The organism is Mesorhizobium sp. M7A.F.Ca.CA.001.08.2.1 (genome assembly GCF_003998455.1).
Taxonomy (GTDB): domain Bacteria; phylum Pseudomonadota; class Alphaproteobacteria; order Rhizobiales; family Rhizobiaceae; genus Mesorhizobium; species Mesorhizobium ciceri.
In genome coordinates, this window is record NZ_RZPW01000488.1 from 1 (window position 1) to 4,795 (window position 4,795).

General features: G+C 56.9%; 3 protein-coding genes. 1 reads left to right on the forward strand and 2 read right to left on the reverse strand.

The window, feature by feature from the left end; genetic code table 11:
- Both EN914_RS24445 and EN914_RS24450 read right to left on the reverse strand, forming a co-directional pair.
- Positions 1 to 352 (reverse strand): DUF4347 domain-containing protein (locus tag EN914_RS24445; RefSeq protein ID WP_127389320.1); only part of this gene is annotated, 352 nt, incomplete at its 3' end.
- 81 nt (positions 353 to 433) lie between these two features.
- Positions 434 to 748 (reverse strand): hypothetical protein, encoded by a 315-nt coding sequence (locus tag EN914_RS24450; protein ID WP_024505825.1) that lies wholly within the window; start codon positions 746 to 748, stop codon positions 434 to 436.
- A 1,078-nt stretch (positions 749 to 1,826) separates the two neighbouring features.
- Between EN914_RS24450 and EN914_RS24455 the strand changes: the two genes are divergently transcribed.
- Complete coding sequence (locus EN914_RS24455; protein ID WP_024505824.1) at positions 1,827 to 4,625, forward strand: glycosyltransferase family 25 protein; 2,799 nt, start codon at positions 1,827 to 1,829, stop codon at positions 4,623 to 4,625.
- The last annotated feature ends 170 nt before the right edge of the window (positions 4,626 to 4,795 follow it).

Sequence of the window (4,795 nt, forward strand, 5' to 3'; positions counted from 1 at the left end):
CCTCTATGAAGGCTTCGCCCGTATCCCCCGATGCCGTTTCGCAGCTCCACAGCCGCAGCTCGCCGTCCTTGGCAAGCGCACGGCCGATTGCGGCAAGATCCTCGGCCTCTTCCTGCAATGTAGTTGATGACCACTCCCCTGCTGTGAAGCCGACACGCCCAGACCCACCATGTGCGATAACGTGCACCGCATCGAGCCCTGCGTGCCCTGCGAGCGCGGCAGCGATCTGCCGCGCCGCCGGTCGGCGGCCGTTGAGCACAATCGCTTGAACCTCGGGTCGCACGCTGCCGAGAATCGCCTGGAGGTCGGAAACTGAAGGATCGACAAAAAGAACTTCAGAGGCACGGGCCATGACTGGCTCCTGTTGGCTTCGAACTCAATTCACCGGCAGCCACTCACTGGCCTAGCCGGCAAGTGCTGCGACCAAAGAGATTTACCTCCCGGACGGCCCGACGGCGCCGTGGGGACGTTCCACGACTGGCGTCTCCACGCGGAGGAAGTTGGCGACCTGGAAGTTCCCGCCTTCATCAAACGTCCCAATGGCAAGCGAGCCGGCGGTGCTTGGGACTTTGACGGTGAGGGCGACAGCGAGGCTTCGCTTGGCGGCTCTGGGAAGAACGACCTGACCGACAATAGCGCTCTTGGCCGTGTCCAGAATGAAATAATTTACATTTTCAATCGTGTCGCCGATCGGCAAAATGCCTCGAACGGTGACTTCCATAGCCGCAAATCCTGCCGTGAAGCTCATCATCTTCTCCTTGGTCGCCGGCGGCCGGGCCGCAGCTTCTCTTGGTCGTACCTTAGATTTCAATCGCTGGTTCAATGGCTGCAGAGCGCGGGCGCCCGGTGAGGCCGGTCGCGCGCATTGCCGCATTGCGGGCAGGTCTAAGAGACGGGTGCGCAAGGCTTGGCAGCCTCTTCGTGCCGCTCGATCGGATGGCGCCCCAGTTGTCTTCGCCCAGGTGAGTGAGGCGTCCAAAGGACACCGAGGAATACCCATCAATCGCTGGGTAATCCGTGCTGTTGGCCAACTGCGGGTAATTCAGGCGTTGTTCTACGCCTAAGCCTGCGTCACGGCCCCATCGACTCGTACACGGTATCACCCCAACCATGGTCACTCCCGTCACGCGTGTCGCCGATTTCTCGACGACGACTAACGAGGGAACCAACTGCTTGCGGGGGGAACATCAGATTTGGGAAAACGCCGGCCTTGAGTTCAAGGCCGTACAACGTCTTCTCTTGCACGTCACCACACACTTGCCACGCCCTCACGCACGAAGTGACTTGCTCCAGACACTCTCCTGGCTTCGCAGACGCAGCCCAACAGGCCCTCTGCCCGGTTCGCGGGAACCCTCTCAACACAAGACATTAGTAAAATCTAAAATTAGCAACTTGTAAATAACCAAGTTAACAATTTATTAATTGTGGACCATGAGTAACTACTTTCGGTCGACATCAAATGGCGCGCATGGGCCGAACGCATCGAAAAATCCGAGGCTTAAGGGTGCCCTCTGGTTCGCGTCGAACCCTCGATGTCGCGGCGGAATTTGCGCCTCAGCGATTGGGTCGACGGGAAATTCTGTTCTTAACCCTCTGGTCCCGAGCGACCGCAAGACCCTTGCTGCGACGGAAAGCGCTGGCTAAACAATGGACGGGTTGAGGCAGCACTTGGCTGTGAAGGGGCAATCGTTCTTTGCAACAAAGGTCATGCAAATGGCCAAGGCGGCGGGGTGATGCATGAGATATAAAGCCGGACAAAGGCGCAGGAATTCCCTTCAACAATTTCCAGCAGCGTGTAACGAACGTCGCTCCGCCAAGGGATTAGCATGAGCACCATCGGCCTGTGCATGATCGTCAAGAACGAGGCAAAGGTCATCTTGCAATGCCTCGCCAGCGCCCTTCCTCTCGTTGACTACGTGCTCGTCATCGACACGGGTTCCGAGGACGGCACGCAGGACGTCATCCGTACCTTCCTGACCCTTCACAATGTCAAAGGCACAGTCATCGACGAGCCTTGGCGGGACTTTGCGTACAACCGTACCTTTGCCCTTGACCGCCTGCGTGAAGTCGAGACGGTCGACTACGCCATGATCATCGACGCCGACGACGTCGTGGTCCAAGACGCTGACTTCGATCCGATCGCGTTCAAGTCGAACATGGAACACGATCTCTACGACGTCGAGGTGTCCCATGGGGGCATTTCGTTTTATCGCCCGCAGATTTGCCGCAACCGGCTTCCCTTCTCCTTCAAGGGCGTGCTGCACGAATATCTCGAGGCCCCTCCCGGCCATCTCACACGCGAGACCGCCAAGGGTTTTCGCGTGGCGACGGGGCGTGGCGGAGCACGCAGTCAAAACCCGCGAAAGTACCAGGACGACGCGACGGTTCTTGAAAGCGCGCTTGCTACGGAGACCGACCCGTTCCTTATTTCGCGATACACCTTTTATCTGGCGCAGAGCTATAGGGATTCCGGAGAACGTGAAAAATCGCTGGCAAACTATCTGAAGCGCGCCGAGCTGGGCTTCTGGGACGAGGAAATCTATGTCAGCCTGCTCGAAGCGGGCAATCTCATGGCAGCGCTGGGACGGCCATTCGACGAGGTCGTTGCAATCTTTGAGCGTGCGACGCAGGCCGTTCCCGCCCGCGCTGAAGCTCTTCACGCCGCGAGCCTCTATTGCCGCACCCAGGGCCGGAACGCGGAGGGAGCGGAATTTGCGCGTCGAGGGCTCGACCTTGCGCAACCCCCCGGACTTTTCATACAGCCTTGGGTCTACGATTACGGATTGCTCGACGAATTTGCCGTCAATGCCTACTGGACAGGCGCTTACCGGGATTCACTCGACGCCTGTCTGAAATTGCTCGCCAGCGAAAAATTGCCGGCGGAAATGGCGAAGCGCGTGGTGGCCAACGCGCGTTTCGCCACTGACAAGCTTCCGGTGCATGAACCGTCGAATCTCGGGGCGTTCGGGACAGAGAGCTTGATCGATCAGCACAAGCTTATCCGGCAGCGTTCGCTGCGGTCGCGCCTGAAGGGTTCACCGCGCATCCTGATTGCAATCCTGGCAAAGCAGAAGGAACCGGCACTGCCGCTTTACCTCGAGTGCATCGAGGCGCTCGACTACCCGAAGGCATCGATCGTCCTATACATCAGGACAAACAACAATACCGACAGGACCGAGCATATACTGCGCGAATGGGTAGAGCGCGTGGGTCACCTCTATGCGGCGGTCGAAATCGACGCCTCGGACGTCGTCGATCGTGTTGAGCAGTTTGGCGAGCACGAATGGAATGAGACGCGCTTCAGGGTGCTTGGCCGAATCCGCAACATAAGTCTGCGGAAAACGCTCGAGCACGGCTGCGATTTCTATTTCGTGGCCGACGTCGACAATTTCGTGCGATCGGCCACGCTGCGAGAACTTGTCGCGCTTGATTTGCCAATCGTCGCGCCTCTGCTTCGCTCTATCTCGCCGGGCCAATATTATTCGAACTTTCATGCCGAGATCGATGCCAACGGGTATTATTTGCAGTGCGATCAGTATGGTTGGGTGCTCAACCGCCACGTGCGCGGCGCCATCGAGGTGCCGCTCGTGCATTGCACATATCTTGTCCGGGCTGACGTGCTGACCGAACTGACATACGAGGACGGCACATCGCGGTACGAGTACGTTGTCTTTGCTGCCAGCGCCAGGAAGGCCGGAATCGTCCAGTATATGGATAACCGACAAGTCTATGGCTACATCACCTTTGGCGATGGCCAATACCATGTGAGTGATGGCATCGAGCGGGCTCGAGCGCTGTTGCATGGTGCGGGCGATACCTCCGCATTCACTGCCGCCACACCCTCTGTCTCCGGGACGATGCCAGCCCGGCCTGTCGAGCCGACGGGTTCCCCGAAAATTCACCTGATAAACCTAGACCGCAGCGTCGAGCGCTGGAGCAGGTACCAAAGTAACAACTGGCATTTATTGCACAATACCGTTCGCGTATCAGCCGTTGACGGCACTTCTCTCGACAGGGAGGCGCTCATCAAGGAAGGTCTGATTACCAGTGATTGTCCGTATCCCCCGGGCACGTTGGGGTGCGCTCTATCCCATATCAGCTTGTGGCAGCTGTCGGCTTCAGAAAACAAGACAATAACTATTTTCGAAGACGATATTCGGTCATCGTTTCGATTCACGGAGGAATCCACCAGTATTATATCTCAAGCACGGGCAGATTGGGATATCATACAGTGGGGCTATATTTTTGACCCATCCTTTCTCTGGCTGGACCTTGGTTTCTCAAAAGCCAAAATGGAATTCTACGATCGTCAATATACTAATAGAACTGCCTTGTTCCAGTCCGATAAATTCTCCTCCAGATTCCTTATCAAGGTAGAGCATTCGTTTGGGCTTCAGGCATACACAATCACACCAAGGGGTGCGCGGATACTTCTGGAAAAGTGTCTGCCGCTCCGCAGCAGACTTATCCCGTTTCCTGGAACTGGCGTCGTCCTTGACGACACGGGCATTGACTGCGCGATGTGTGCGGCATACGGCTCGATGCAAGCTTTTCTTTGCATGCCGCCACTCGTTATTCTAGACGATGAGCAACCTTCAGATCGAGTGGCGACGGATCAGGGGTGAGCTTTGAAGGACTCTACCTCGATCGCTGGCGAACGGTCGTTCTATTCATGGCCTCACGGGTACGGAAGAATTCCTAACGCCTGAATGATTACAGCAAATTTTCGCTTTTCTAGATCAGAAAGAGTTGCAACCTTGTCGCGCCTCTTCGTAAAAAGGGCATCAAACTCGAC

What these genes read in the sequence shown, in the direction of transcription:
- EN914_RS24450 (WP_024505825.1), bottom strand. Translation starts at nt 748, where the DNA reads ATGAGCTTCACGGCAGGATTTGCGGCTATGGAAGTCACCGTTCGAGGC.
- EN914_RS24455 (WP_024505824.1), top strand. Translation starts at nt 1,827, where the DNA reads ATGAGCACCATCGGCCTGTGCATGATCGTCAAGAACGAGGCAAAGGTC.